Below are 25,275 nucleotides of genomic sequence, written 5' to 3' on the forward strand. Positions count from 1 at the left end.
CCCCGGCTCCGGCGCCCGCCCCGGTCGCCGCCGCTCCGGCGCCGGCCGCTCCGGCCCCGGCGCCGGCCGCTCCGGCCCCCGCGCCGGTCGCTCCGGCTCCGGTCGCCCCGGCCGCCCCCGCGCCCGCCGCTCCCGCGGGTGACGACGGCGCCTACGTGACCCCGCTGGTGCGCAAGCTCGCCGCCGAGAACGGCGTCGACCTGGCCGCCGTCAAGGGCACCGGCGTCGGCGGTCGTATCCGCAAGCAGGACGTCCTCGCCGCCGCCGAGGCCGCGAAGGCCGCCGCCGCTCCGGCTCCGGCCGCCGAGGCAACTGCCGGGGGCCTTGCCGCGGGCGCCGCGAAGAAGACCCCGGCGCTCGAGGTCTCCCCGCTGCGTGGCCAGACCGTCAAGATGCCCCGCATCCGCAAGGTCATCGGCGACAACATGGTCAAGGCGCTGCACGAGCAGGCGCAGCTGTCCTCGGTCGTCGAGGTCGACATCACCCGGCTGATGAAGCTCCGCGCGCAGGCGAAGGACTCCTTCGCGGCCCGCGAGGGCGTCAAGCTCTCCCCGATGCCGTTCTTCGTGAAGGCGGCGGCCCAGGCGCTGAAGGCCCACCCGGCCGTCAACGCCCGGATCAACGTGGACGAGGGCACGATCACCTACTTCGACACCGAGAGCATCGGTATCGCGGTGGACTCCGAGAAGGGCCTGATGACCCCGGTCATCAAGCACGCGGGCGACCTGAACATCGCCGGCATCGCCAAGGCCACGGCCGACCTGGCGGGCAAGGTCCGCGCGAACAAGATCACCCCGGACGAGCTGTCCGGCGCGACCTTCACCATCAGCAACACCGGCTCGCGCGGCGCGCTGTTCGACACGATCATCGTGCCGCCGAACCAGGTCGCGATCCTCGGCATCGGTGCCACGGTCAAGCGTCCGGCCGTCATCGAGACGGAGGAGGGCACGGTCATCGGCGTCCGCGACATGACGTACCTGACCCTGTCCTACGACCACCGTCTGGTCGACGGCGCCGACGCGGCCCGTTACCTGACCGCGGTCAAGGCGATCCTGGAGGCCGGCGAGTTCGAGGTCGAACTCGGCCTCTGACCCCCAAGGCTCGACAGCGGGTGCCCCCGTCCGGAACTCTCCGGGCGGGGGCTTCCGTCTGTCGCCGGGAGCACGACCGGGGGCACGGCCGCAAGCACGACCGGGGGCACGGCTCCGGGCCCGGCCGGCAGCGGGACCTGTCCGGTACTGGTCTTTACAGCCGAGCCCCCGTGTGGGCGTGTAAGTCTCGTCTCACCTGCTTGAAAGCGCCCCCGTGCGCCTCTCCTCCGCGGGCCCCCGGCCGTATTGTCTAAACGTCAAACGCCCCCGGGGGCCCGTGCGGCCCCTCCTCAAAGGAGCCCACATGACCGCGCCCGTCGTCCACTCGCTGCGCGAACAGATCCGCGAGCACATCGTGGAGGGGATCGTCAGCGGGCGCTGGAAGCCGGGCGAGCGGATCGTGGAGCGCCGGATCGCGACCGAGCTGGAGGTCAGCCAGACGCCGGTGCGGGAGGCGCTGCGCGAGCTGGAGTCGCTGCGGCTGATCGAGTCCGCGCCGAACAAGGGCGTGCGGGTGCGTAACCTCACGGCCGCGGACCTGGAGGAGAGTTACCCCGTCCGGGCCGGCCTGGAGGCGATCGCGGCGGAACTGGCCGCGCAGCGCCTCGCGGAGGACTGCTCGGCCCTCGAACCGCATGTCGCCGCGCTGTACGAGGCGGACCGCGACGCGGACGGCACGGGCCAGGTGCGGCACACGGTCGGTTTCCACCGGGAACTGGTCCGGGCGGCCGGCAACTCGGTGCTGCTGCACACCTGGGAGGGCCTCGGCATCGAGGTGTTCACGGCGCTGTCGATCCGCTGGCTGGGAACCGTGCAGCAGTCGTACGCGGAGGAGCACGAGGAGCTCGTCCAGGCGTTCCGGCGGCGGGACCCGCGGATCGCCGAGCTGGTGAAGGCGCATGTCCTCGGGTGTGCTCCCCGGGCGTAGGGGCCGTCCAGGTTCAGTGGAGCGTACACGCGCTCATACGTGGGCTCCGACCTGCGAAAACCCCGAATTGACGCGGCACGGGGTGCCTGCCCGAAAGGCACCGCGTGCCTACTTTCTCGCAATCGAGAGGTTTTGCCCTTCAACCCTTTGATCGATCATCGATCAGGGGGTTACAGTCGCCGACGGGCCGCGGCCGAAGCCACCCATGGCATCGCGCCGGAGCCCACGCCCTGTCCTGCCAAAGACCAAGGGCACCCCAGGATCACCCTCACAGGGAACCCCCTTCGACTGAGGAAGGCGGCGACATGACCGACCCCCAGGCCATCCAGCCGAGCGCGCTCGACCAGCTCCCCGACCGGGACCCGGAGGAGACCGCCGAATGGCAGGCCTCCCTGGACGCGGTCGCCAAGGCGGCCGGGCCGCACCGTGCCGCATACCTGATGCGCCGCACGCTGGAGCGTGCCGAGGGCAACGGCATCGCGCTGCCCAAGCTGCTCGAGACGGACTACGTCAACACCATCCCCACCGCCGCCGAGCCGTCCGCGCCCGGTGACGAGGAGATGGAGCGCAGGATCACCGCGTGGAACCGCTGGAACGCGGCCGCGATGGTGACCCGGGGCAGCAAACACGGCGTCGGCGGCCACATCGCCACCTTCGCCTCCGCCGCCTGGCTCTACGAGACCGGCTTCAACCACTTCTTCAAGGGCAAGGAGGCCGACGGCTCGGGCGACCAGCTCTACATCCAGGGCCACGCCTCCCCCGGCATCTACGCCCGCGCCTTCCTCGACGGCCGACTGACCGAGCAGCACCTCGACAACTTCCGCCAGGAGTCGGGCGGCGACGGCCTCCCGTCGTACCCGCACCCGCGGCGCCTGCCCTGGCTGTGGGAGTTCCCGACGGTGTCGATGGGCCTCGGCCCGCTCTCCGCCATCTACCAGGCGCGCTTCAACCGCTATCTCACCCACCGCGGCATCAAGGACGTCTCCGCGTCCCACGTGTGGGCGTTCCTCGGTGACGGCGAGATGGACGAGCCCGAGTCGACGGCGGCACTCGCCCTCGCCTCCCGCGAGGGTCTGGACAACCTGACCTTCGTCATCAACTGCAACCTCCAGCGCCTCGACGGCCCGGTCCGCGCGAACTTCAAGATCGTGCAGGAGCTGGAGGCCCAGTTCCGCGGCGCGGGCTGGAACGTGGTCAAGTCGCTGTGGGGCTCCGCCTGGGACGAGCTGTTCCAGCTCGACACCACGGGCGCGCTGGTCCGCCGGCTGCGCGAGGTACCCGACGCCCAGGTGCAGACGTACCAGACGCGTGGCGCCGCCTACATCCGCGAGGACTTCTTCGGCAAGGACCCGGCGCTCGCCGAGCTGGCGAAGCTGCTGAGCGACGACAAGATCCTCGAGTGTTTCCACCTCTCCCGCGGTGGTCACGAGGCGCGCAAGGTGTTCGCGGCCTACAAGGCGGCGGTGGAGTTCAAGGGTGCCCCGACGGTCATCCTGGCCCAGACGGTCAAGGGCCACACCCTCGGCGAGGGTTTCGCGTCGAAGAACGCCAACCACCAGATGAAGAAGCTCTCGGTGGACGAGTTCAAGGCGATGCGCGACCTGCTGGAGCTGCCGATCTCGGACGCGCAGTTCGTCGACGGCGTGGTCCCCTACGGCCACCCGGGCGCCGACTCCCCCGAGGTCCGCTACCTCCAGGAGCGCCGCGCGGCCCTCGGCGGCCCGGCCCCGGCCCGCCGTACGCACGCCCTGGCCCCCTTGCCGGCCCCGGCCGACAAGACGTTCGCCTCCTTCGACAAGGGTTCCGGCGCCCAGAACGTGGCCACCACCATGGCCTTCGTCCGGTTGGTCAAGGACCTGGTCCGCGACAAGGAGACCGGCAGGCGCTGGGTGCCGATCGTCCCCGACGAGGCGCGCACCTTCGGCATGGAGAGCCTGTTCCCGTCGCTCGGGATCTACTCCCCCAAGGGCCAGACGTACGAGCCGGTCGACCGCGACCAGCTGATGTACTACAAGGAGGCCAAGAACGGCCAGATCCTCAACGAGGGGATCACCGAGGCCGGTTCGATGGCCGACTTCATCGCCGCGTCCACCGCGTACTCCACGCACGGTGAGGCGATGATCCCGTTCTACATCTTCTACTCGATGTTCGGCTGGCAGCGCACGGCCGACCAGATGTGGCAGCTCGGCGACCAGCTCGGCCGCGGCTTCCTCATCGGCGCCACGGCCGGCCGGACGACCCTGACGGGCGAGGGCCTCCAGCACGCCGACGGCCACTCCCCGGTCATCGCCGCGACCAACCCGGCCGCCCTCAGCTACGACCCGGCGTTCGCCTATGAGATCGCGGCGATCGTCAAGGACGGTCTGCGCCGGATGTACGGCGAGGCGGCCCCGGGCGAGGACCCGAACGTCTTCTACTACCTGACCGTCTACAACGAGCCGATGCCGCAGCCGGCCAAGCCGGCCGCCCCCGGTGTCGACGAGGGCATCCTCAAGGGCCTGTACCGCTTCAACACGGCGGAGTCGGCGGGCGTGGAGGTCGCGGCGGCCAACGCCCCGCGCATCCAGCTCCTGGGCTCCGGCACGGCGATCCACTGGGTCCTGAAGGCACAGCGGCTGCTCGCCGAGGAGTGGGGTGTGGCCTCCGACGTGTGGTCCGCGACCTCCTGGACCGAGCTGCGCCGCGACGCGCTGGAGGCCGACGCGGCCCTCCTGCGCGGCGAGGAGCGCCAGCCGTACGTCCGTCGGGCCCTCCAGGGCGCCGAGGGCCCGGTCCTCGCGGTCTCCGACTACATGCGCCAGGTCCCGGACCAGATCGCGCAGTGGGTCGAGCAGGACTGGTCCTCGCTGGGCGCGGACGGCTTCGGCCTCTCCGACACCCGTGAGGCGGCCCGCCGCCACTTCGGCGTCGACGCCGAGTCGATCGTCGTCGCGGCGCTGGCCCAGCTGGCCCGGCGCGGCGAGGTCAAGGTCACCGCAGTGAAGGAAGCGCGCGAGCGTTACGGGCTGTAAGCCCGGGGTTTTCGGTTGGTGAAGGGCCCGGCGGCTGAAGCCCGCCGGGCCCTTCACCGTCTCGCCGTCTCGCCGTTTGTCCGTCTCGCCGTTTGTCCGTCTCGCCGTTTCGCCGTGCCGCCGTTTCGCCGTGCCGCCGTTTCGCCGTGCCGCCGTTTCGCCGTCTTCCGGGCGTGCGTCGGCCGCGGGCCGGTGGGGGCTGGTCGCGCAGTTCCCCGCGCCCCTGAACGACGGGCCGGGCCGCGCGCGCTGTTGTGACGGGAGCGGGCGAACCGCGTGGCCGGGTGCAACCCGAGCGCGGGGCACGACCCGGCAAGATGAGCGCATGCGTGCTGCCCGCCTCATCAAGATGGTGCTCCTTCTCCAGTCCCGGCCCACCATGACCGCGTCCGAGCTGGCCCGCGAGCTGGAGGTGTCGGAGCGGACCGTCACCCGCGACGCGCAGGCGCTGTCCGAGGCGGGCGTGCCGGTGTACGCGGAGCGCGGACGGGCGGGGGGCTACCGGCTCGTCGGGGGCTACCGGACGCGGCTGACGGGGCTGGGGCGCGATGAGGCCGAGGCGCTGTTCCTGAGCGGGGTACCGGGGGCGCTGCGGGAGATGGGTCTCGAGGACATCGCGTCGGCCGCGCGGCTGAAGGTGTCGGCGGCTCTGCTGCCCTCCCTGCGGGACGCCCCGCGTACGGCGGCGCAGCGGTTCCATCTGGACGCGCCCGCCTGGTTCCGGGAGCCGGCGGCGCCCGCCCTGCTGCCGGCGGTCGCGGACGCGGTGTGGGACGACCGGTGTGTGAGTGCCCGCTACCGGCGCGGGGAGAACGAGGTGGTGCGGGAGCTGGAGCCGTACGGGCTCGTGCTCAAGGCAGGGGTCTGGTACCTGTGCGCCCGGGTCTGCGGGGCGGGGACGGGGGCTGCGGGGGCGGGGGCGTTCCGGACCTACCGCATCGACCGGTTCGTCGGTGTCGAGGCCATGAAGGATCGTTTCAGCAGGGACGAGGGCTTCGATCTGCCCGGGTTCTGGGGCGAGCAGGCCGAGCGGTTCGCGCGGTCGATCCTGCGGGCCGAGGTGGTCCTGCGGCTCTCCCCGACGGGGGTGCGCGACCTGCCGTACGCCGTGGATCCGGTGGCCGCCCGGGACGCGCTGGCGGGTGTCCCGGAGCCGGACGCGACGGGCTGGGTGACGGTCACCCTGCGGGTCGAGTCGGAGGAGGTGGCGCACACCCAGCTCGCGGCGCTGGGGCCGGAGGCCGAGGTGCTCTCCCCGGCCACTTTGCGGGAGCGGTTCGCGGCGGACGCGATACGGCTGACCGAGCTCTACGGGCGTCGGGAAGGGTGAGAATCCCGCCGGAATCCCCGGCACTCCGGGTGCGTGGCGCACTTCGAGGCACGATGCTGGACGCGTGATGGACGAGACGGAGTTCTGGGAGCTGGTGGACGCCTCCCGCGAGGCCGCCGAGGGCGATCCTGAGGAGCAGGCGGACCAGCTCGTGGAGCGGCTGCTCCGGCTGGACCCGGATTCCGTGCTCGACTTCGCCCGGCACTTCGAGTCCCGCTACAACCGCGCCTACCGCTGGGACCTGTGGGGCGCTGCCTGGCTGCTGCTGGACGGGGCCAGCGACGACGCCTTCGACTTCTTCCGGTGCTGGCTGATCGGACAGGGCCGCGAGGTCTTCGAGGGCGCCCTGCACGGCGACCCGGACTCGCTCGCCGATCTGCTGGACGACTTCGACGAGGAGATCGACGGGGACGCCGAGGAACTCGGCTACGCGGCCGACGAGGCCTACGAGCAGCTCACCGGGACCGTCGCCCCGGACCTGGGCATTCCGCCCCCGCCCGCCGAGCCCGAGGGCACGCCGGTCGCCTTCGAGAACGAGGGGGCGCTGGCCGAGCGGTATCCCCGGCTGTGGCAGCGCTTCAAGGAGTGACCCGCGCCGGCGGTCACACCGCGAGCTTGCGGCGGGCGCTGTCCGTCGGGATGTAGGCCTGCGCCTGATCGACCCGCACCGCGTGGTGCATCGGCGCCTTGTTGGCCTGCTCCAGAGCGGAGGCGGTGGTCGCGGCCGGGCCCAGGACGACCGCGGCGACGGCGCAGAGCACGGTCCAGGGGCTGCGGGCGGCCTTGGCCCAGGCCGGGCTCCGCTCCGTGGTGCCGGCGCTGCCCGCGACGCCCGAGCTTTCCGCGTACGCCGTGCCGGCCGGGTTTCCCGTGTGCCCCGCGCTCCCCGTGTTTCCCAGGTTTCCCGTGTTCCCCGTGTTTCCCAGGTTTCCCGTGTTCCCCGCGTTTCCCAGGTTTCCCGTGTTCCCCGCGTTTCCCAGGTTTCCCGTGTCCCCTGCGGACCGGTTACGACTGCTGTTCATGATTCCCGCCTCCGGTCGGTTTGTGTTGTGCATGACCGTAGGACGCGGGGATGGGAGAACCCTGAACGCCGCCTAAGGGGTTCCTGTGAGACTCCGGGCGGCCTGGGCGGAGGTTCTGCCCTGGAGCCGGGCCGCCGTTTCACGGATCTCCGGCAGCCGCGCGGTGAGGGCCGCGCCCGGGCAGCTGGTCATGTAGCCGTCCTTGTGGCCGGCCAGCGCCGGGAGGGTGGCGGTGGTGCCCGCGGCGTACCGGCTGCGGCCGTTGCTGGAGGTGAGCCGGACGTCCGCGCGCGGGTCGATGTCGGCAAGACCGAGCTTCCAGGCGGTCAGGGCGGCGATCGCGTCGACCATCGCCTGCGGCACCGGCACCCCGGCGGTGAAGGTGCCGAGCGCGGCGATCCCGGCCGTCCGGTGGTTGAAGCCCTGGGTGTGGGCGCCGGTGACGGGCCGGTCGACGCCGCCCGCGCGGCCCTCGTAGATCGTGCCGCAGCGGTCGACGAGGAAGTTGTAGCCGATGTCGTCCCAGTCCCGGGCGCCGATCTGGCCCGCGTACAGGTAGCGGATGATCCGGGGGGCGTCGGCGCAGGCGTAGCCGTTGGGCGAGTCGGTGTGGTGCACGAAGACGGCGACGACCTTGTCGTCGTAGCGCGGGGGCGGCTGCGCGTGCCGCGCGAGGTCGTCCAGCCAGGCGGCGCGGGGCACGACGGGCGGCCGGACCGCCGGGTGGACGGCGGCGGGGCGGGCGGCGGGCGAGCGGGGGCCCGACGCGGCCGTGGCGGCGTCGTCGACGCCACCCGCGCACAGTCCCAGGGCGGCCATGGCGGCGAGCCCGGGCAGGCAGCCCAGGAGCACGAGGAGCGGGCCCGGTATCCGCGCCGGGCGCCGTCCTCGCGTTCCCCGCGCGCCGCGGGCGGCCGGTCGGAGGGCACACATGAACCCACTGTCGACCGGTTCCGGTCCGTCCGCGATGTGTGCTGTGCCACCTGGTGGAACCATCGTCCCGGTCCACGACGTTTTCCGGGGTGGCACGCATGCGTGGCCGTTCGGTCGGTCACGCGCGGGTGATCGATGGGTAGCTGATCACTGGGCCCTTCCCGCACGTACTCACCGACCAGGGGTTCCAAGAGAAAGGCGGCCGTGTGGACCTGCTCGACATCCTGCTGGTGCTGGTGATCCTGGCCTACGCCGGCTCCGGCTACCGGCGTGGGCTGGTGGCCGGCTGTGTCTCGCTCGCCGGGTTCGTGGGCGGCGCGGTGATCGGCGTGTGGGTCCTGCCGTGGCTGATGGACCTGGTGACACCGGGGACCACGGCGGCGACGGTGACGGCGGTGGTCACGGTGCTCCTCCCCGCGGTGGCCGGGCACGAGTTGGCGGGGCGGCTGGCGCTGCGACTGCGGCGGGAGCTGGACCGCGGGCCGCTCAGAGTGGCCGACGGGGTCGGCGGGGCGGCGGCGAACGCGGTGGCGGTGCTCATCGTGGCGTGGGTGGCGGCGAGCGTGCTGGGCGCGTCCTCGTCCCCCGTGGTCACGTCGTCCATACGGGACTCCCGGCTGCTGGGAGCCGTGCAGGACGCCATGCCGGACACCACGCCCACCTGGTTCTCGCGGGCCACCTCGGCGCTGACCCAGGCGGGCTTCCCGCAGGTCTTCAACCCGTTCGAGAACGAGTCGACGGCCGAGGTCGCCAAGCCCACCGGCGACAGCGTCACGCCGAGCGCGACGGAGGCGGCCAAGCTGAGCACGGTGAAGATCGAGGGCGTCTCGGGCGACCAGGGCCGCGAGGGCAGCGGCTTCGTGTACGCGAGCGAGCATGTGATGACCAACGCGCACGTGGTGGCGGGCATCGACGACCCGACCGTACGGATCGGCGGCGTGGGCCGGTCGTACGACGCGCGCGTGGTGCTCTTCGACCCGGACAAGGACGTGGCCGTGCTGTACGTGCCGGACCTGAAGGCCCCGGTCCTGAGCTTCGACGACGACGCCTCGCGCGGGGACTCGGCGGTCGTCGCCGGCTATCCGCAGGACGGCGACCTGAACCTCCAGGCGGCGACGGTCGCGAACCGGGTGAAGGCCACCGGCCGCAACATCTACAACGACGAGATCGTCACCCGGGAGATCTACTCGATCCGCTCCACCGTCCGCCCCGGCAACTCCGGCGGCCCGCTGCTGACCACCGCGGGCCGGGTCTACGGCGTCGTCTTCGCCCGCTCCACCTCCGACGACGAGACGGGGTACGTGCTCACGGCGGCCGAGGTGGCGGGCGACGCCGAGCGGGCGGCGAAGGCGACGCAGGCGGTGGACACCGGAAAGCTGGCGACCTCCTGAGCCCGCCGGCGCTCCGGCACGGCGCTCTACAGCGGGCGCCCCATGAAGACGTCGTCCACGTACTCCCCGGCCAGCAGGAACTCCTCCGGCAGGACGCCCTCCACGACGAACCCCTCGGACGCGTAGAGCTTGCGGGCCGGGGTGTTGGGGCCGAGCACGCGCAGGGTGATCCGGCGCGCGCCCTGTCGGCGGGCCTCCTCCAGGGCGGCGCGGACCAGCGCCCGTCCGACGCCCCGGCCGCGCCCCTCCTCGAGCACGGCGAGGCCCTGTATCTGCCGGACGTGCGCGTTGCAGGCGAGCGGGGTGGGCAGGCCGAGGCGGACGTAGCCGACGACACGGTCGTCCAGTTCCGCGACCAGATGGTCCTCGGGGACGTGGCGCTCGTCGAAGAAGGGGTCGTACGGCGGCTCCGGCTCGGGCATGACCGCGTGCAGCGGGGACCAGGTCAGACGGTCGACGAGGGCCAGCGCCTCGGCGTCGGCGGACCGTGCGGTGCGGATGCGGGGTGTGGAAGGTTCGGGCATGGCCGTCACCCTATGGCGGGGAGACGGCGCCGGGACCGGGGTTTTTCCGGGCCACCGGGCAGGATGGCCGCATGGAACCTGAGCGAATCGCGGTGGCCGGTGCCTCCGGCCTGATCGGCAGCGCCCTGGTGCGGTCCCTGACCGCGGACGGGCATCGGGTGGTCCGCCTCGTGCGCCATGCGCCCCGGGGCGCGGACGAGGTGCGCTGGGACCCCGAAAAGGGGCAGGTGGACACGGCCGGGCTCGCCGGGTGCGACGCCGTGGTCAATCTGGCCGGGGCGGGGGTCGGTGACCGGCGCTGGAGCGAGGCGTACAAGAAGCGGATCCACGACAGCCGGGTGCACGGTACGACGGCGCTGGCGAAGGCCGTCGCCTCGCTCGACGAACGGCCGCGGGTGTTCGTGAACGGCAGCGCGATGGGTCTGTACGGCGAGACGGGCGAGCGGGTCGTGGACGAGGGCTCGCCCGCCGGGAGCGGCTTCCTGCCGGAGCTGTGCGTGGAGTGGGAGGCGGCCGCGGGCCCCGCCCAGGAGGCGGGCGTCCGTACCGTCTTCACCCGGACCGGGCTGGTCGTGGCGCGCGGCGGCGGGGCCTGGGGCAAGCTGTTCCCGCTCTTCACGGCGGGGCTCGGGGGACGGATGGGCGACGGCCGGCAGTACTGGTCGTACATCGCGCTGCACGACGAGGTGGCGGCGATCCGGCATCTGCTCGACCGGGACGACCTGTCGGGGCCGTTCAACCTGACCGCGCCCGAGCCGCTGACGAACCGGGAGATCACCGAGGCGATGGGGCGGGTGCTGCACCGGCCGACGCTGTTCGCGGTGCCGGCGCCGGTGCTGCGCTCGGTGCTGGGCGAGATGGCCGGGGATGTGCTGGGCAGCGCACGGGTGGTGCCGAAGCGACTGCTGGAGTCCGGGTTCACCTTCGCGTTCCCCGGGATCGAGGACGCCATCCGGGCAGCCTGATCCTTCACGTGACCGTATGCGACCGCCGTGCGACCGTGCCCTGTCCATGCGCGACTGTTCCTGACCGATCACGGCCCTAACCTCGACCCGAACTCGGGTATCCGGGACGGCTGTTGGGGGCATGACGTCTCCACCGGCCGCGCAACCTCGAGGAGGGGCACGTGCTTGAGCCCGCGTACCAGGCAGACGTCGTCGTGGTGGGAGCCGGCGTCGCCGGACTCTCCGCCGCGCACCGGCTGGCCAGCGCAGGAGTAACGACCGTAGTCCTGGAGGCCGCTCCTTACGTGGGCGGCCGCATGTCGACGGAGAAGGTCGACGGGTTCCGGCTCGACCGCATCGGACAGCTGCTGTCCACGGCCTATCCGGAACTGGACCTGACACCGGGGCTGGACGCACTCGTCCTGCGTCCGTTCGCGCCGGGGGTCCTGCTGCACAGCGACGGGCGCCATCACCGCGCGGGCGCGCAGGCCGGCGCGGGGAGCGCAAGGGGCGCACTGCACGCCGTACGCGCCCTGGCGAGCGTTCCCCGGCCGGGCGGGGTGCCCAGGCCGCGCGCCGGCGGCTCCCCCGCCGCGCGGGTGCGGCCGGCGCCGCCACCCAGGGTCCGGGCGGGGGCACCGCTGGGCAGCGCCGTGGACCAGGCCCGGCTGGGCGCCGCGCTCACCCGGCTCGCGCTCACCCCCGCCGAACGGCTGATGCGCCGCCCGGAGTCGCCGGCCTCGCAGGCCCTCGCGGCCCGTGGGCTGCCCGCCCGCACGATCGACGGCTTCCTGCGTCCGCTGCTCGCCGCACTGCTCTGCGACCCCGACCTCACCACCTCCAGCCGGTGCGCGGACCTCGCGCTGCGGGCCTTCGCGGCCGGCCGGCTGTCGCTGCCGGAGGGCGGGGCCGAGGTGCTGCCCGAGCTGCTCGCGCGGACGCTGCCGCCGGGCACCGTGCACACCGGGGTGCGGGTCACCTCGGTCTCCACGACCTCGGTGACCACCGCCGAACACGGTGAGTTCCGCTGCCGCGCCGTGCTGGTGGCCACCGACGCGCGCACCGCGGCGGAGCTGCTGCCCGGGCTGCGGGTGCCCGACTTCCATCCGGTGACGGTCGTCCACCACACGACGGACGATCCGCCCGAGACCGGTGCGTCGCTGCTCCTGGACGCCGACCGGGGCGGGCCGGTCGCGCACACGGCCGTGGTCAGCCGGGTCGACCCCGGCCGCGCGCCCGCGGGACGAGCGCTGATCTCGTCCACGGTCCTCGGCACCCCGCCGCCGGGCGTCGACACCGCCGTACGCATGCATCTGTCCCGGCTGTACGGCACCTCGACCGCGCGCTGGGAGACGCTGGCCGTGCACCACACCGCCGAGGCCGTGCCGGCCATGCGGGCGCCGCACGATCTGCGGCGGGCGGTGCGCTTGCTGGCGGGCCTGTACGTGTGCGGCGACCACCGGGACACCAGCACCGTGCAGGGCGCGCTGCACTCGGCGCACCGGGCCGCGACGGCGATCGTCTCCGATCTGGGCGCCGCCGGTTCCCTGCACGCCGCCGAACCGTTGCCCACGGCCCAGCGGGAGCAGGCAGCGGCGTGACCGGTGGCCGACACACCCCTGGGGGCTCCGCCCCCAGCCCCCCGGCCCATGCCCACCCACCACCCGTCTCGGTCAGTGGAAAGGCGACGGCCAGGCACTCCAGCCCGTCCGGCGTTCGAGGACGAGGCCCGTTCAGGGCCGATACGGGGGTCTGGGGGCGGAGCCCCGGGGATGAGGGTCAGGCCAGGGCCGCGACCTTGTCGCGGTAGGTGCGGGCCGGGGCCGCGTCCTTGTACGGCTCCAGCCTGCGCTCGAAGTCCCGCACATACTCCAGCGCACGGACGGACCGCATCTCCGCCGCCTGTCCGGCGGCCTCCGCGGCCAGCTGGCAGGCCTGGTCGAGTTCGCCCAGGCCGAGCCGGGCCGAGGCGAGGACGACCCGGCAGAACAGCCGGCTGCGGGCGTGCGCGGCGGGACGCAGCTGGAGGGAGCGTTCGGCGTGCTGGGCGGCCGCCCGGAACTGCTGGAGGTCGCGGTGGCAGTGCCCGAACTCGTCGGCGAGCTGCGCCTCGTCGAAGAAGCGCGCCCAGTGCGGCACCTCGTCGCCGGACTTGGCCGCCTCCAGCGCGCGTTCGGCGCGGACGAGGGCGGCGGTCGAGGCACGCACCTCGCCGAGCACCCCGTGCCCGCGCGCCTCCGCCGAGTGCAGCAGCGCCTGCACGACGGCGGGGGCGCCCGTGCCGACGCCCTGCTGGGCCACCCGCGCGAGCTGCACGGCCTCGCGTCCGTGGCCGAGGTAGACGGCCTGGCGGCTCATCGTGACGAGCACGAAGGAGCCGTACGCCCGGTCCCCGGCCGCCTGCGAGAGGCGCAGGGCCTGGACGAAGTAGCGCTGGGCCAGGCCGTGCGCGGCGATGTCGAAGGAGGTCCAGCCCGCGAGGCGGGTCAGGTCGGCGGCCGCGCCGAACAGCCGGCGGCCGGTCTGCTCGCCGTAGGCGCCGCGCAGCATCGGCTCGCACTCGTGCTCCAGGTAGCGCACGAGGGCCTGGCGGGCGTGACCGCCGCCGTACCGGTCGTCGAGGGTGCGGAAGAGCTCGCCGACCGAGCGGAGCGCGGAGATGTCGCCGCCGGTGACCCGCTGGCCGAGGCCCCGCTCGCCGCCCTGGCCGCGCTGCCGGGGGACGGCCGCCGGTCCCGGCAGCACCTGGGCCGGCGCCACCACGAGCGGCGCGGAGGCGGACTGCTGGGGTGCGGCGGGCCGGGGCCCCGACCGGCTCTGGACGGGCACCCGGGCGGGCGGCTCGCTGCGGGCGACCTTCTCGTCGGCCCGCCCGATCAGCCAGTCACGGCTCGGCACGACGAGTCCCGCCGGGGTGAAGGCGATCTTGCGGAGCTCGGCATGGCTGCCGGAGTCCTTGCGCCAGAGCCCGCCGACGATGTCGATGGCCTCCTCGGGGGTACCGGCGAACTCCAGGCCCGCGTAGACGGGGGCGCAGGCGTCCAGGCCGAGGTCCTGGGCGGTGAGGCGACGGCCCAGCCGCCGGGTGAAGACCTCGGCGATGAGCGCGGGGGTGGTGCCCCGGGGCTGCTGCCCGCGCAGCCACCGGGTGACGGACGTCTTGTCGTATCTGAGATCCAGCCCGTGTTCGAGGCCGAGCTGATCGACGCGACGGGCCAGTCCCGCGTTGGAGAAGCCCGCTTCTGCGATGAGCGCGGCGAGCTGGCGGTTGGGAGTGCGCTGCGCGGGTCGTTCCGTCATCTGCGGTGCGGTCTCCTGCCTGCCGGGCCTTTTGACGTGCCCGGATGAAGTGCCCTGCTGCGGTGAGCAGCCCTTTTGGCCTCGCGAACGGCGCGAATGTAGCGGAGCGTGAGCAGCCGGTCGCACATATCGACGTTCATTCATCCGATCGTGTGAGGATTGACCCCGGGGCTGACGCGGAACGCGCGGACGTACAGTGGCTTGGGCGCCTGACGCGCCTGACGACTTTCCAGGGAGGCGCTTGCCGTGAGCGAGCTGCGGTTCGTCCGGATGGGGTTCGGCGGGGACGCCGTCGTGTACCAGGAGGCGTGGGACGAGCAACGCCGCGTGCACGCGGCGCGGTTCACCGACGAGGTTCCGGACACCGTGCTGCTCCTGGAGCATCCCCCCGTGTACACGGCGGGTCGGCGCACCGCCGACGACGAGCGCCCCCTGGACGGCACCCCGGTCGTGGACGTGGACCGCGGCGGCAAGATCACCTGGCACGGGCCGGGACAGCTGGTGGGCTACCCGATCCTGAAACTGCCGCGGCCGGTGGACGTGGTCGCCCATGTGCGGCGCCTGGAGGACGCCCTGATCCGGGTGTGCGCGGAGTTCGGCCTCGAGACCTCCCGGGTGGAGGGCCGCAGCGGGGTGTGGGTGCTCGGCGATCCGGTGGAGCGGCGCCCGTCGCTCGGCGGGCTGTCGCTGGACTTCGACCCCCGGCTCACCGACGAGGAGTTCGACCCGCGGCTGAACGGCCCGGAGTACGCCCCCTCGAACGCGGGCCAACGGCGCGAGGACCGCAAGATCGCGGCGATCGGAATCCGGGTCGCCAAGGGCGTCACGATGCACGGCTTCGCGCTCAACGTGAACCCGGACAACAAGTGGTTCGACCGGATCATCCCGTGCGGGATCCGGGACGCGGGCGTCGCCTCGCTGGCGAACGAGCTGGGCCGGGACGTCACGATCGACGAGGTGCTGCCGGTGGTGGAGCGGCACCTGAAGGACGTCCTCGAAGCCGCGGAACCGAAGCCGCGGGAGATCGAGAAGGCGACCGCCTGACCGGGAATGGGCCCGTCGGCTCTGAGGTTGGCCTCACAGCAGAACCCGGTAAACACGGGCGTACCCTGGTGTACGCCGAAGAATCGAAAGTCTACGCAGACAGGCAGGGAGCCGACGTGTCCGCAGTCGCACCCGACGGACGCAAGATGCTGCGCCTGGAGGTCCGCAACAGCCAGACCCCCATCGAGCGCAAGCCCGAGTGGATCAAGACCCGGGCGAAAATGGGTCCCGAGTACACCAAGATGCAGAACCTCGTGAAGAGCGAGGGCCTGCACACCGTGTGCCAGGAAGCCGGCTGTCCCAACATCTACGAGTGCTGGGAAGACCGTGAGGCCACCTTCCTGATCGGCGGCGACCAGTGCACCCGGCGCTGCGACTTCTGCCAGATCGACACCGGCAAGCCCGAGGCCCTGGACCGTGACGAGCCGCGGCGCGTCGGCGAGTCCGTCGTCACGATGGACCTGAACTACGCCACCATCACCGGCGTCGCCCGCGACGACCTGGAGGACGGCGGGGCCTGGCTGTACGCCGAGACCGTCCGGCAGATCCACGCGCAGACCGCCGAGCGCGAGACCGGGCGTACGAAGGTGGAACTGCTCGCCCCCGACTTCAACGCCGTTCCGGAGCAGCTGGCCGAGGTCTTCTCCTCGCGGCCGGAGGTCTTCGCGCACAACGTCGAGACCGTCCCGCGGATCTTCAAGCGGATCCGCCCCGGCTTCCGTTACGAGCGTTCACTAAACGTCATCACGGCGGCCCGCGACTACGGGCTCGTCACCAAGTCGAACCTGATCCTCGGGATGGGCGAGACCCGTGAGGAGGTCGGCGAGGCGCTTCGGCAGCTGCACGACGCCGGCTGCGAGCTGGTCACCATCACGCAGTACCTGCGGCCCTCCGTGCGCCACCACCCGGTGGAGCGCTGGGTCAAGCCGCACGAGTTCGTGGAGCTGAAGGAGGAGGCCGAGCAGATCGGCTTCTCCGGCGTGATGTCGGGTCCGCTGGTACGGTCCTCCTACCGTGCCGGGCGCCTGTACCGGATGGCCGTCGAGAAGCGCGGCGCGTTCATCGCCTCGCAGGCCGTCTGACGCGACGTCAGCCCTCTTGCGCCGTACGGTCGCAGGCCGACTGTGTGAATTCGCGCACAAGATACTACTCGCCAGTAGTGACCGATATGACGCGGCCCCGGCCGTCCTCGCAGATGAGGGCGTACGCCGGGGTCGCGTCAGCGTTTCGGCCCTGCGCATCAAGGCTTCATTCGTGTTTGACCGGTCGGTCACGCCCTGGTAACACCAAACAGTGACGCTGGTATCACGTCACGTGCACCACGCCATCCCGCATCACCCCTGCCCCATACCCGAAGCCGTCCGAGGGGAACACCCACCATGCAGGCCGCGCCCGTTCGCGCCACCGCGATCCCGACCTTCAGCACCGCACTGCGCGCCGTCGAGTCGCTGCTCATGAGCAGCGGCCAGCGCACCGCCCGTCGCAACGCCTGGACCTCCGTGCTGGAGGACCGCCGTCGTGCCAAGGACCGGGTCGAGGCGCAGCGCGTCCTCGAAGCGGTCACCGCCGCCCGCCCCTGACCCACCCCTCCCCACCCCTCCCCACACCTCCCCTCCTGCCGTCGTAGGCGCTTCCGGGGCCACGTAGACTTCGTGGCATGGCGAGAAGTGACAGTGCGGCGGACGCCGCTAACCCCGGGCGACTGAAGCAGATCGCCCTGACGTTCAAGATGACCCACAAGGCCGACAAGACGATCAGTTTTGTCCTTGCGGGTGTCTTCCTCATCACCTTCGGCGTCTTTCTCGCGATCGGATTCCTGATCGGTCACCCGGTCTACCTGGGAATCCTGGGCTTCCTGCTCGCTTTCCTCGCGACGGCGATCGTGTTCGGACGGCGGGCCGAGCGCGCCGCCTTCGGTCAGATGGAGGGCCAGCCGGGCGCTGCCGCGGCCGTCCTCGACAACATCGGCCGGGGCTGGACGACGACCCCCGCGGTGGCGATGAACCGCAGCCAGGACGTGGTGCACCGGGCCGTCGGCAAGGCCGGCATCGTCCTGGTCGCCGAGGGCAACCCGAACCGGGTGAAGAGCCTGCTGGCCGCCGAGAAGAAGAAGATGAACCGCATCGTCGCGGATGTGCCGGTGCACGATGTGATCGTCGGTACGGGCGAGGGCCAGGTCGAGCTGAAGAAGCTGCGCACCACCCTGCTGAAGTACCCGCGGGTCCTGGCCGGCCCGCAGGTGACCGCCACCAACGACCGGCTGCGCGCCATGGGCGACCTGATGAGCAACATGCCGCTGCCGAAGGGTCCGATGCCGAAGGGCATGCGCCTGCCGAAGGGCGGCGGCAAGGCCCGCTGAGTCACCTTCCCCACGTCACGAAGGGGGCGCCCGGATCACTCCGGGCGCCCCCTTCGTCGTACCGGAACCCGCCGGCCGTACCGGACCTCAGATCCGGACCTCCACGGTGCGGGCCAGGCGGTCGTGCAGGCCACGGCCGTCGCGGTCCCAGATCAGGGCCGGGACGGCCAGGCAGAGCAGGATCGTGCGCGCCACGGCGCGCAGGGGGCTGACCGCGCCGGTCTCGACGGACACCACACGCAGGCCGAACAGGCGCTTGCCCGGGGTGGAGCCGACCGTGCCGACCGTCAGGACGCTCAGCACGAAGAAGACCAGCAAGGCCCAGTTGCTTGTCGCCGGGCGGTAGCCGTCCGTGATCAAGCTGTATGCGATCAAGACGCCGAAACCCCAGTCCACGGCCAGCGCACCGAGCCGCCGGCCGGGGCGGGCGATCGAGCCCGGCCCGTCCTCCGGCAGACCGAGCTGCTCACCCCTGTATCCGAAGTCGACACCGGCTTCCTCAGCGGCTGCGCGGGGGCCCGAGAGCCACGAGCCGATTGCATCCCTGTTGTCCACCCGACCACGGTACTGCGCCCGTTTCGCGATACGGACAGGTGGGGTACACCGGGCAGGCTCCGGTTAACTTGTGCGAAACAAATGGGTCACGCCCGAGAAATCACCCGTCCCTAGGGTCGATGTCAGCGTGTGCCACCGCACTGGCCGCACGAACGAACTACCACCCCGGCTCGACGGCCGGGAGTAGGAGGAGCTGGATGTTCCAGAACGCCGACGAGGCCAAGAAGTTCATCGCGGACGAGGACGTCAAGTTCGTCGACGTCCGCTTCTGCGACCTGCCGGGCGTCATGCAGCACTTCACGCTGCCGGTCGAGGCGTTCGACCCGGACGAGGAGCTGGCCTTCGACGGCTCGTCGATCCGCGGTTTCCAGGCCATCCACGAGTCCGACATGGCGCTGCGCGCCGACCTGTCGACCTCGCGCGTGGACCCCTTCCGCCGCGACAAGACGCTGAACATCAACTTCTTCATCCACGACCCGATCACGGGCGAGCAGTACTCCCGTGACCCGCGCAACGTGGCGAAGAAGGCCGAGGCGTACCTGGCGTCGACCGGTATCGCCGACACCGCGTACTTCGGCCCCGAGGCCGAGTTCTACGTCTTCGACAGCGTGCGCTTCCAGACCTCGGCGAACGAGTCCTTCTACCACATCGACTCCGAGGCCGGCGCCTGGAACACCGGTGCGCTCGAGAACAACCGCGGTTACAAGGTCCGCTACAAGGGCGGCTACTTCCCGACCCCGCCGGTCGACCACTTCGCCGACCTGCGTGCGGAGATCTCCCTGGAGCTGGCCGCGTCCGGCCTCCAGGTCGAGCGCCAGCACCACGAGGTGGGCACCGCCGGCCAGGCCGAGATCAACTACAAGTTCAACACGCTGCTCGCCGCGGCCGACGACCTCCAGCTCTTCAAGTACATCGTGAAGAACGTCGCCTGGCGCAACGGCAAGACCGCGACCTTCATGCCGAAGCCGATCTTCGGCGACAACGGCTCGGGCATGCACGTCCACCAGTCGCTGTGGACCGGCGGTTCCCCGCTGTTCTACGACGAGGCCGGCTACGCGGGCCTGTCGGACATGGCCCGCTACTACATCGGCGGCATCCTCAAGCACGCCCCGTCGCTGCTGGCCTTCACCAACCCGACGGTGAACTCCTACCACCGTCTGGTCCCGGGCTTCGAGGCCCCGGTCAACCTGGTGTACTCGCAGCGCAACCGCTCCGCGGCCATGCGTATCCCGATCACGGGCTCCAACCCGAAGGCCAAGCGCGTCGAGTTCCGCGCGCCCGACTCCTCCGGCAACCCGTACCTGGCGTTCTCCGCCCTGCTGCTCGCGGGCCTGGACGGCATCAAGAACAAGATCGAGCCGGCCGAGCCGATCGACAAGGACCTCTACGAGCTGGCCCCCGAGGAGCACGCGGGCGTCGCGCAGGTCCCGACCTCGCTCCCGGCCGTCCTCGACCGCCTCGAGGCGGACCACGAGTTCCTCCTCGCCGGTGACGTCTTCACGTCCGACCTGATCGAGACGTGGATCGACTACAAGCGCACCAACGAGATCGCCCCGCTCCAGCTGCGCCCGCACCCGCACGAGTTCGAGCTGTACTACGACGTGTGATCGACCTCGGGCCGCCAGGTCCGTGAGCCTTCGGGTCCGCCCCCGTTCCTGTTTCTCAGGGACGGGGGCGTCGTCGTATGGTTTCTGGCACTGCTGTTCGACTGGAAGACGTCGACAGAGGTGACGGGGGAGCGACGGGAATGCCCGAACAGGATGATGTGGAGCGGGAGTTCGACCTCAAGTGGGCGGGCGACGCGGCGCACAAGGAACCTTCGGCGCGGGCCAGGATGCTGGCCGCCCGCTGGAAGGAGAACCCACCCGGGCCGGTCCCGTTCCGCGCCGACCCGGACCGGATGGCATCGCCCCGCTCGTCCTGGCTGTCGACGACGCTCGTGCTGGGCTGCGTGGCCGCGGTGATCCTGCTGCTGGGATACACGCGGTTCCGGGCGCAGTACTGAGGTGCGGGAAGTGCGGGAGGACATCAGGGGCGGGTCGGCGGCGGCGGTGCGGCTCGCCCGCGGAGTACCCCTGCGGGAGGCGCTCGACTGCGGTGCTCCAGCCGCCTGGACGGCACTGGACGCGGGCGTCCGACCGATCCACTGGGGCGCGCACTACCTGCCGGAATGGGAGTGGGACGAGGCCGGACGCCTGCTGATCGCTGCCATGCACGCCGGCGAGCCGCTCAGCGAATCGCAGCTCGCGCTCGCGCTGTGCCACCGGGACGGCCGGATCCGGGCGGCGGCACTGTGGCGGATGGACGGGCACCCCGATCTGCTGCCGCTTCTGGTCGTGCGGTGCGCCGACTGGGCGGAACCCGTACGTGAACAGGCCCGGCTGCGGCTGGGCGAAGTGCTCGACGCCGGGCGGGCCGTGACCCTCCTGTCCCTGATCCTGCGCGTCGGACGTCGGGAGCGGGGCGAATTCGCCGTCGGCCTGGCCGACAAGCTGCTGCGCGAGGCACCTCCTGAGGGCCTGACGACGCTGTACACCGCCGCCGATCGCTCCGTGCGGCGGTACGCGTACAGGAGGGCCGTCGAGGAGGGCCTTTTCTCCCCGAGCGAGCTGGCCCGCGTCGCCGCGCAGGGTGACGACACCGTCGTCCAGAACCTGTGCGCCGACGCCGCCGTGGCCGCCATGGCCGACGAGGACCCCGGCGACGTACTCCTGCCGTTGCTCGCAGCGCGCAACCCGCGGGTCCGTTGCGCCGGGGTGACCGCGCTGCGGCGGGCTGGGCGGGCGGAGCAGGCCGTGGGGTTCCTGGCCGACCGGGCGGAGCTCGTGCGGGCCTGCGCGCGGTATGTCGTACGGCAGCACGGGGGCGATCCGCTGCCCTGGTACCGGGAGCGGTGCGCGGAGCCGGGCGATCCCGACCTGCCGCCGGGTGCCGCCGCCGGGCTCGCGGAGTGCGGGGAGCGGAGCGACGCCGAGGTGCTGTGGTCGCTGGTCCGGCATCCGGTTCCGGGCGTGCGGGCGCGGGCCGTGGCGGGGCTGCGGGTGCTGGACGCGGGCGACGCGCGGCGGTTGTCGCCGATGCTCGACGATCCGGCGCCGGGAGTGGTGCGGGAGGTGACCGCGGCGGTGCTGCCCTCGGCAGCGCTGTTGCCGGAGGAGTGGCTCGTCGAACGGCTGGGCACCGGGTGGCCACGGGCGACGCGGATCGCCGCGTTCCGTTTGCTGGCGGAGCGGGGTGGGGCCACGGGGCAGCGGGCCCTGACAGCGCTGCAGGCCGATCCCGACGAGAAACTGCGGCTGCGGGCGACACGGGCCGCACGACGCTGAGACCGGGGCGGGTCGGATGCGGATGCGGATGGGAGGCGGATCGGGGGTTGGCTTGAGGGGGTTGGCTTGAGAGCTGGCTCGGGGGTTGGGCCGGGGGTGGATCCGCGTCGGTGGTCGCGGCGGGCGGGTTCGGGGAGCCTTTGCTCCGCCTAGGTTCGTTCGGGGACCGTTCATGGGGGTGGCGCGGTGCACACTGGCAGTGGGGCGAGTGCCTGACTGCGGGGTGATGCAGATGCAGAGCCGTTTCCGGAGCGACCGACGGCTGACCGTGCGGATGACGGTCACGTTGTTCCTGCTCGGACTGTTGTACGTGGCGTTCGTCGCCGCGTTGATCGTGTTGCTGAAGTCGTGGGTGCTGGTCGCGGTCGTCGCGGTGGCGATGCTGGGCGCGCAGTACTGGTTCTCCGACCGGGTCGCGCTGTTCGCGATGCGTGGACGGGTCGTGGAGCGCGAGGAGTATCCCGAGCTGCATGCCGTGATCGACCGGCTGTGCGCGATCGCGGACATGCCCAAGCCGGTGGTCGCCGTCTCGCAGATGGGCATGCCGAACGCGTTCGCGACGGGGCGCAATCCCGACCACGCGGTGGTCTGCGTGACGACCGGGCTGCTGGCCCGGCTGGAGCCGGCCGAGCTGGAGGGCGTGCTCGCGCACGAGTTGTCGCATGTCGCGCACAAGGACGTGGCGGTGATCACGGTCGCGTCGTTCCTGGGCGTGATCGCAGGCCTGATCGTGCGGTTCGCGTTCTATTCGCAGGTGCTCGGCGGCGCGCGCAGGGACCAGAACGCCGCGGTCGTCTTCGCCGCCGTGATGGGTGTCTCGGCGGCCGTGTACGCGATCAGTTTCCTGCTCATCCGGGCCCTGTCCCGCTACCGGGAGCTGGCGGCGGACCGGGCGGCGGCGCAGCTGACCGGCCGCCCCTCGGCGCTGGCCTCCGCGCTGACGAAGGTCTCCGGCGACCTGGCCCGTATCCCCACGAAGGACCTGCGGACGGTCCAGGCCTTCAACGCCTTCTACTTCACCCCGGCTCTGGGTTCGGAGCCCGGGGTGGCGGGGCTGTTCTCGACCCACCCGAGCCTGGAGCAACGGCTCGAGCAGCTGGGGCGGATCTCCGCCGAGCTGGGCGAGGCGGCCGCGCCGGGGAAGGCGGGCTGATCATGGGGCTGCTGGACATCCTGCTCGGCCGGACCAAGCCGGTCGTGCCCGACCTGGACCAGCTGTTCGCGTTGCCTTCGGCGGCCGTCACGCTGGAGGCGGCGGCCGGGTTCACCCCGACCGGGCAGGGTGCGGTGTGCTTCGCGACCGTCGAGGGCTCGGCCTTCGAGCAGACGCACCGCGAGGTACAGGCGCTCCTCGACGCGGACACCGAGCGCACCGGTCCCCCGGTGCGGCTCGTGCGGGACGACTACGGCTACTCCTGGCTGCTCTCGCGGCGCACCCCCGACCAGCTGCCGCTGCTGGTCAACGACCTGCACGCGGTGAACAGCGCGATGGAGGTCAACGGCTTCGGGCCGCAGCTGCTGTGCTCCCTCGCCGGGTTCGAGGACAAGCGGGGCGGGACGGAGGAGGCGGGCGGTCGCCGGCTGGCGCTCGTGTACCTGTACAAGCGGGGTTCGTTCTACCCGTTCGCGCCGCTGCCCGGTCCGGGGCAGCGGCGCGACGGCGCACTGGAGCTGCAGGTGCAGGCCGCCCTCACGGGCGACCTGCGGATCGAGCAGGACCTGGGCCGCTGGTTCCCGGTGTGGGGAGCCCCCGGCCTCTAGGCGGACCGGACGGCCTGCCCACCCGCTCACCTTCCTACTTGCCGCGCTCGCGCTCCTGACGGCGGTACTCCAGGGGGCGCTCGCGACGGTAGCGGCGCTCCCACTTGGCCTGCTTGTCACGGCGGTCGCGGTACGCCTTGTACGACGTCGGCGCGGTTCCCGAGCTCGGCGCGGGGCCGGGCGCGGGCGGCGTGGACGAGTCGAGCCCGTACCGCACGTACAGGAACAGCACGCCGGCCGCGGCGAGCCAGTAGAGCGGGTTTCCGAATCCCAGGACCACCAGGACGACGGCCCCGGAGAGAACGACGGTGCCCATGGTGTACCTCCTTCCTGGGCAGGGACGGTGACTGTGCGTGGCGAGGGGGGTGGGTTGGTGCCTTCAGCGTACGGAGTCCGTCACTCAACGTGCATCTCCTTTTCCGCGGGCCTAGAGTCGGGCGAAACGGACTTGACATGCCGACGACCACCAAAAGGGGTGTCCGGATGAGCAATCTCTTCGTTGTCGCCTACGACGACCTCGCCACCGCCAACCAGGTGCGCGAGAAGCTGTTCGAGCTGTCGACGCAGCATCTGGTCGAGCTGGAGGACGCGGTGGTCGTCGAGCGGCGCGACGACGGCGGGATCAAGCTGCACCAGGCGGTGAACCACACGGCGGTGGGCGCGGCCGGCGGCGCCGTCTGGGGCGGGGTGATCGGGCTGCTCTTCCTGGCTCCGCTGCTCGGCGCGGCGGTGGGCGCGGCGGCCGGTGCGGCCGGGGGCGCGTTCACCGACACGGGCATCAACGACAACTTCATGAAGGACCTCAGCCAGAACCTGCGCCCGGGCGCCGCGGCCCTGTTCGTCCTCGTGAAGCACGCGGCCGAGGACAAGGTGATCCCGGAACTCACCCCGTTCGGTGGCCAGTTGGTGCAGACCTCGCTGAGCAAGGTCGAGGAGGAGCACCTGCGCGAGGCGATCGAGGCGGCCCGGGCGGAACCCGCCCATGAGTGAATGGGGCCCATGAGCGAACTGTCTCCCTTCACGCACGCGTACGACGGTGAGCGGCTCAGCGGGGTGCACGGCGGTGGTCCGGGAACGGTCACCGCCGTTCTGCTGCACGGCGCCGGCAACGGCAGCAAGGAGCGACTCCTGCCGCTGGCCGACGAGTTCACCGGCCGCGGCTGCCGCGCCCTCGCCCTCGACTTCTCCGGACATGGCGAAAGCAGCGGCGAGCTTCGGGAGTTGAGCCTGCGCCGACGCTTCGAGCAGGCGGTCTCCGTGATCGACGCGTACGTCCCGGTGGACGGGACCCTGGTGCTCGTCGGGTTCAGCATGAGCGGGCAGACGGTGGCCGACCTGGCCGCGTTCTACCGGGACCGGGTCACGGCCCTGGGCCTGTGCGCGCCCGCGGTGTACGCGGCCCGGGCCTGGGACGTTCCCTTCGGCGAGGGCGACGGGGAGTTCAGCGCGATCATCCGCAGGCCCGGGAGCTGGCGGGAGGCGCCCGCGCTCGACGTGCTGCGCGCGTACGAGGGCCGGGCGGTACTCGCCGTGCCGGGCACCGATGAGGTGATCCCGCCGCAGGTGACCGCGGCGGTCCAGGAGGCGCTCGCCGTCCGCGCCCGGTACACGAGGTTCGAACTGCCCGCCGCGGGACACCGGCTGGGCCTGTGGTTCCAGGACCACGCGGACGATCGGCGCGAGTTCGTGACCGCCGTGCTGGCCGGGCCGGACGAGCGCGGGTGGACGGCGACGCGTCCCTGACCGCCGGGCGCCT

Annotated in this window: 25 protein-coding genes; 19 read left to right on the forward strand and 6 right to left on the reverse strand. The window is 72.0% G+C overall.

Annotated features, from left to right (window positions below; all coding sequences use genetic code 11):
* The 5 genes from sucB to ACFVYS_RS39575 all read left to right on the forward strand — a co-directional run.
* A partial coding sequence (sucB, locus tag ACFVYS_RS39555) for a 2-oxoglutarate dehydrogenase, E2 component, dihydrolipoamide succinyltransferase (protein ID WP_389510152.1) occupies window positions 1–1,091 on the forward strand: 1,091 nt, incomplete at its 5' end.
* Between the two features lie 304 nt (window positions 1,092–1,395).
* A complete protein-coding gene (locus ACFVYS_RS39560; RefSeq protein ID WP_020130030.1) occupies window positions 1,396–2,019 on the forward strand; it encodes a GntR family transcriptional regulator in 624 nt (207 codons plus the stop codon).
* 305 nt (window positions 2,020–2,324) lie between these two features.
* Complete coding sequence (gene aceE / locus ACFVYS_RS39565) at window positions 2,325–5,030, forward strand: pyruvate dehydrogenase (acetyl-transferring), homodimeric type (RefSeq protein ID WP_389510154.1); 2,706 nt, start codon at window positions 2,325–2,327, stop codon at window positions 5,028–5,030.
* A 325-nt stretch (window positions 5,031–5,355) separates the two neighbouring features.
* Complete coding sequence (locus ACFVYS_RS39570; protein WP_389510156.1) at window positions 5,356–6,360, forward strand: helix-turn-helix transcriptional regulator; 1,005 nt, start codon at window positions 5,356–5,358, stop codon at window positions 6,358–6,360.
* A 67-nt stretch (window positions 6,361–6,427) separates the two neighbouring features.
* Entirely contained in the window at window positions 6,428–6,949 is a 522-nt protein-coding gene (locus tag ACFVYS_RS39575) for a DUF4240 domain-containing protein (protein WP_389510211.1), read from the forward strand.
* A 13-nt stretch (window positions 6,950–6,962) separates the two neighbouring features.
* On the opposite strand, the gene ACFVYS_RS39580 is transcribed toward ACFVYS_RS39575, so the two are convergent.
* Window positions 6,963–7,382 carry a hypothetical protein gene (locus ACFVYS_RS39580; protein ID WP_389510213.1) on the reverse strand — a complete coding sequence of 140 codons (420 nt, stop codon included), beginning with the start codon at window positions 7,380–7,382 and terminating at the stop codon, window positions 6,963–6,965.
* A 72-nt stretch (window positions 7,383–7,454) separates the two neighbouring features.
* Entirely contained in the window at window positions 7,455–8,315 is an 861-nt protein-coding gene (locus ACFVYS_RS39585; RefSeq protein WP_389510158.1) for a peptidoglycan recognition protein, read from the reverse strand.
* 206 nt (window positions 8,316–8,521) lie between these two features.
* Between ACFVYS_RS39585 and ACFVYS_RS39590 the strand changes: the two genes are divergently transcribed.
* A complete protein-coding gene (locus ACFVYS_RS39590) occupies window positions 8,522–9,706 on the forward strand; it encodes a MarP family serine protease (RefSeq protein WP_054237954.1) in 1,185 nt (394 codons plus the stop codon).
* A gap of 26 nt (window positions 9,707–9,732) precedes the next feature.
* Here the strand turns inward: ACFVYS_RS39590 and ACFVYS_RS39595 are convergent, their stop codons facing one another.
* Window positions 9,733–10,230, reverse strand: a complete 498-nt coding sequence (locus ACFVYS_RS39595; protein ID WP_389510160.1) for a GNAT family N-acetyltransferase — start codon at window positions 10,228–10,230, stop codon at window positions 9,733–9,735.
* A 71-nt stretch (window positions 10,231–10,301) separates the two neighbouring features.
* Here ACFVYS_RS39595 and ACFVYS_RS39600 point away from each other — a divergent pair, with 71 nt between their 5' ends.
* Both ACFVYS_RS39600 and ACFVYS_RS39605 read left to right on the forward strand, forming a co-directional pair.
* Window positions 10,302–11,195 (forward strand): TIGR01777 family oxidoreductase, encoded by an 894-nt coding sequence (locus ACFVYS_RS39600; RefSeq protein WP_389510162.1) that lies wholly within the window; start codon window positions 10,302–10,304, stop codon window positions 11,193–11,195.
* A 161-nt stretch (window positions 11,196–11,356) separates the two neighbouring features.
* Window positions 11,357–12,775 carry an NAD(P)/FAD-dependent oxidoreductase gene (locus tag ACFVYS_RS39605; protein ID WP_389510164.1) on the forward strand — a complete coding sequence of 473 codons (1,419 nt, stop codon included), beginning with the start codon at window positions 11,357–11,359 and terminating at the stop codon, window positions 12,773–12,775.
* 178 nt (window positions 12,776–12,953) lie between these two features.
* Here the strand turns inward: ACFVYS_RS39605 and ACFVYS_RS39610 are convergent, their stop codons facing one another.
* Window positions 12,954–14,474: a regulator gene (locus ACFVYS_RS39610; RefSeq protein ID WP_389510165.1), complete on the reverse strand. Its 1,521-nt coding sequence runs from the start codon at window positions 14,472–14,474 to the stop codon at window positions 12,954–12,956.
* A gap of 246 nt (window positions 14,475–14,720) precedes the next feature.
* Here ACFVYS_RS39610 and lipB point away from each other — a divergent pair, with 246 nt between their 5' ends.
* The 4 genes from lipB to ACFVYS_RS39630 all read left to right on the forward strand — a co-directional run bounded on the left by lipB (window position 14,721) and on the right by ACFVYS_RS39630 (window position 17,877).
* Complete coding sequence (gene lipB / locus ACFVYS_RS39615) at window positions 14,721–15,518, forward strand: lipoyl(octanoyl) transferase LipB (protein ID WP_385256591.1); 798 nt, start codon at window positions 14,721–14,723, stop codon at window positions 15,516–15,518.
* 116 nt (window positions 15,519–15,634) lie between these two features.
* Window positions 15,635–16,600 (forward strand): lipoyl synthase, encoded by a 966-nt coding sequence (lipA, locus tag ACFVYS_RS39620; protein ID WP_389510167.1) that lies wholly within the window; start codon window positions 15,635–15,637, stop codon window positions 16,598–16,600.
* Window positions 16,601–16,897: 297 nt separating this feature from the next.
* Complete coding sequence (locus ACFVYS_RS39625; RefSeq protein ID WP_389510169.1) at window positions 16,898–17,098, forward strand: hypothetical protein; 201 nt, start codon at window positions 16,898–16,900, stop codon at window positions 17,096–17,098.
* Window positions 17,099–17,175: 77 nt separating this feature from the next.
* A complete protein-coding gene (locus ACFVYS_RS39630; RefSeq protein WP_389510171.1) occupies window positions 17,176–17,877 on the forward strand; it encodes a DUF4191 domain-containing protein in 702 nt (233 codons plus the stop codon).
* Window positions 17,878–17,964: 87 nt separating this feature from the next.
* Here ACFVYS_RS39630 and ACFVYS_RS39635 read toward each other — a convergent pair whose 3' ends face one another.
* Window positions 17,965–18,432 carry an RDD family protein gene (locus ACFVYS_RS39635; protein ID WP_362272364.1) on the reverse strand — a complete coding sequence of 156 codons (468 nt, stop codon included), beginning with the start codon at window positions 18,430–18,432 and terminating at the stop codon, window positions 17,965–17,967.
* A gap of 197 nt (window positions 18,433–18,629) precedes the next feature.
* On the opposite strand from ACFVYS_RS39635, the gene glnA reads away from it, so the two are divergent.
* From glnA to ACFVYS_RS39660, 5 genes are all read left to right on the forward strand, one after another.
* Complete coding sequence (gene glnA / locus ACFVYS_RS39640) at window positions 18,630–20,039, forward strand: type I glutamate--ammonia ligase (RefSeq protein WP_020126711.1); 1,410 nt, start codon at window positions 18,630–18,632, stop codon at window positions 20,037–20,039.
* 140 nt (window positions 20,040–20,179) lie between these two features.
* Window positions 20,180–20,437: a hypothetical protein gene (locus ACFVYS_RS39645; RefSeq protein WP_389510173.1), complete on the forward strand. Its 258-nt coding sequence runs from the start codon at window positions 20,180–20,182 to the stop codon at window positions 20,435–20,437.
* A 10-nt stretch (window positions 20,438–20,447) separates the two neighbouring features.
* Window positions 20,448–21,758, forward strand: coding sequence for a hypothetical protein (locus ACFVYS_RS39650; RefSeq protein ID WP_389510175.1), 1,311 nt, complete (start codon window positions 20,448–20,450; stop codon window positions 21,756–21,758).
* A 232-nt stretch (window positions 21,759–21,990) separates the two neighbouring features.
* On the forward strand, window positions 21,991–22,911 hold the full coding sequence (gene htpX, locus ACFVYS_RS39655) for a zinc metalloprotease HtpX (protein ID WP_389510177.1): 921 nt from the start codon (window positions 21,991–21,993) through the stop codon (window positions 22,909–22,911).
* Window positions 22,912–22,913: 2 nt separating this feature from the next.
* A complete protein-coding gene (locus tag ACFVYS_RS39660; RefSeq protein ID WP_389510179.1) occupies window positions 22,914–23,519 on the forward strand; it encodes a hypothetical protein in 606 nt (201 codons plus the stop codon).
* A gap of 34 nt (window positions 23,520–23,553) precedes the next feature.
* On the opposite strand, the gene ACFVYS_RS39665 is transcribed toward ACFVYS_RS39660, so the two are convergent.
* Window positions 23,554–23,835 (reverse strand): hypothetical protein, encoded by a 282-nt coding sequence (locus tag ACFVYS_RS39665; protein ID WP_389510181.1) that lies wholly within the window; start codon window positions 23,833–23,835, stop codon window positions 23,554–23,556.
* 167 nt (window positions 23,836–24,002) lie between these two features.
* Here ACFVYS_RS39665 and ACFVYS_RS39670 point away from each other — a divergent pair, with 167 nt between their 5' ends.
* Both ACFVYS_RS39670 and ACFVYS_RS39675 read left to right on the forward strand, forming a co-directional pair.
* Window positions 24,003–24,509, forward strand: coding sequence for a DUF1269 domain-containing protein (locus ACFVYS_RS39670; RefSeq protein ID WP_389510183.1), 507 nt, complete (start codon window positions 24,003–24,005; stop codon window positions 24,507–24,509).
* Window positions 24,510–24,518: 9 nt separating this feature from the next.
* A complete protein-coding gene (locus ACFVYS_RS39675; RefSeq protein ID WP_389510185.1) occupies window positions 24,519–25,262 on the forward strand; it encodes an alpha/beta hydrolase in 744 nt (247 codons plus the stop codon).
* Window positions 25,263–25,275: the final 13 nt, after the last annotated feature.

It is taken from the genome of Streptomyces sp. NPDC058295 (assembly GCF_042880655.1).
Classification (GTDB): domain Bacteria; phylum Actinomycetota; class Actinomycetes; order Streptomycetales; family Streptomycetaceae; genus Streptomyces; species Streptomyces coriariae.

Bases quoted from the DNA above. Each gene is read 5' to 3' on its own strand.
- ACFVYS_RS39560 (WP_020130030.1), top strand. From the start codon at position 1,396: ATGACCGCGCCCGTCGTCCACTCGCTGCGCGAACAGATCCGCGAGCAC.
- aceE (WP_389510154.1), top strand. From the start codon at position 2,325: ATGACCGACCCCCAGGCCATCCAGCCGAGCGCGCTCGACCAGCTCCCC.
- ACFVYS_RS39570 (WP_389510156.1), top strand. From the start codon at position 5,356: ATGCGTGCTGCCCGCCTCATCAAGATGGTGCTCCTTCTCCAGTCCCGG.
- ACFVYS_RS39575 (WP_389510211.1), top strand. From the start codon at position 6,428: ATGGACGAGACGGAGTTCTGGGAGCTGGTGGACGCCTCCCGCGAGGCC.
- ACFVYS_RS39580 (WP_389510213.1), bottom strand. From the start codon at position 7,382: ATGAACAGCAGTCGTAACCGGTCCGCAGGGGACACGGGAAACCTGGGA.
- ACFVYS_RS39585 (WP_389510158.1), bottom strand. From the start codon at position 8,315: ATGTGTGCCCTCCGACCGGCCGCCCGCGGCGCGCGGGGAACGCGAGGA.
- ACFVYS_RS39595 (WP_389510160.1), bottom strand. From the start codon at position 10,230: ATGCCCGAACCTTCCACACCCCGCATCCGCACCGCACGGTCCGCCGAC.
- ACFVYS_RS39600 (WP_389510162.1), top strand. From the start codon at position 10,302: ATGGAACCTGAGCGAATCGCGGTGGCCGGTGCCTCCGGCCTGATCGGC.
- ACFVYS_RS39610 (WP_389510165.1), bottom strand. From the start codon at position 14,474: ATGACGGAACGACCCGCGCAGCGCACTCCCAACCGCCAGCTCGCCGCG.
- ACFVYS_RS39625 (WP_389510169.1), top strand. From the start codon at position 16,898: ATGCAGGCCGCGCCCGTTCGCGCCACCGCGATCCCGACCTTCAGCACC.
- ACFVYS_RS39630 (WP_389510171.1), top strand. From the start codon at position 17,176: ATGGCGAGAAGTGACAGTGCGGCGGACGCCGCTAACCCCGGGCGACTG.
- glnA (WP_020126711.1), top strand. From the start codon at position 18,630: ATGTTCCAGAACGCCGACGAGGCCAAGAAGTTCATCGCGGACGAGGAC.
- ACFVYS_RS39645 (WP_389510173.1), top strand. From the start codon at position 20,180: ATGCCCGAACAGGATGATGTGGAGCGGGAGTTCGACCTCAAGTGGGCG.
- htpX (WP_389510177.1), top strand. From the start codon at position 21,991: ATGCAGAGCCGTTTCCGGAGCGACCGACGGCTGACCGTGCGGATGACG.
- ACFVYS_RS39660 (WP_389510179.1), top strand. From the start codon at position 22,914: ATGGGGCTGCTGGACATCCTGCTCGGCCGGACCAAGCCGGTCGTGCCC.
- ACFVYS_RS39665 (WP_389510181.1), bottom strand. From the start codon at position 23,835: ATGGGCACCGTCGTTCTCTCCGGGGCCGTCGTCCTGGTGGTCCTGGGA.
- ACFVYS_RS39670 (WP_389510183.1), top strand. From the start codon at position 24,003: ATGAGCAATCTCTTCGTTGTCGCCTACGACGACCTCGCCACCGCCAAC.
- ACFVYS_RS39675 (WP_389510185.1), top strand. From the start codon at position 24,519: ATGAGCGAACTGTCTCCCTTCACGCACGCGTACGACGGTGAGCGGCTC.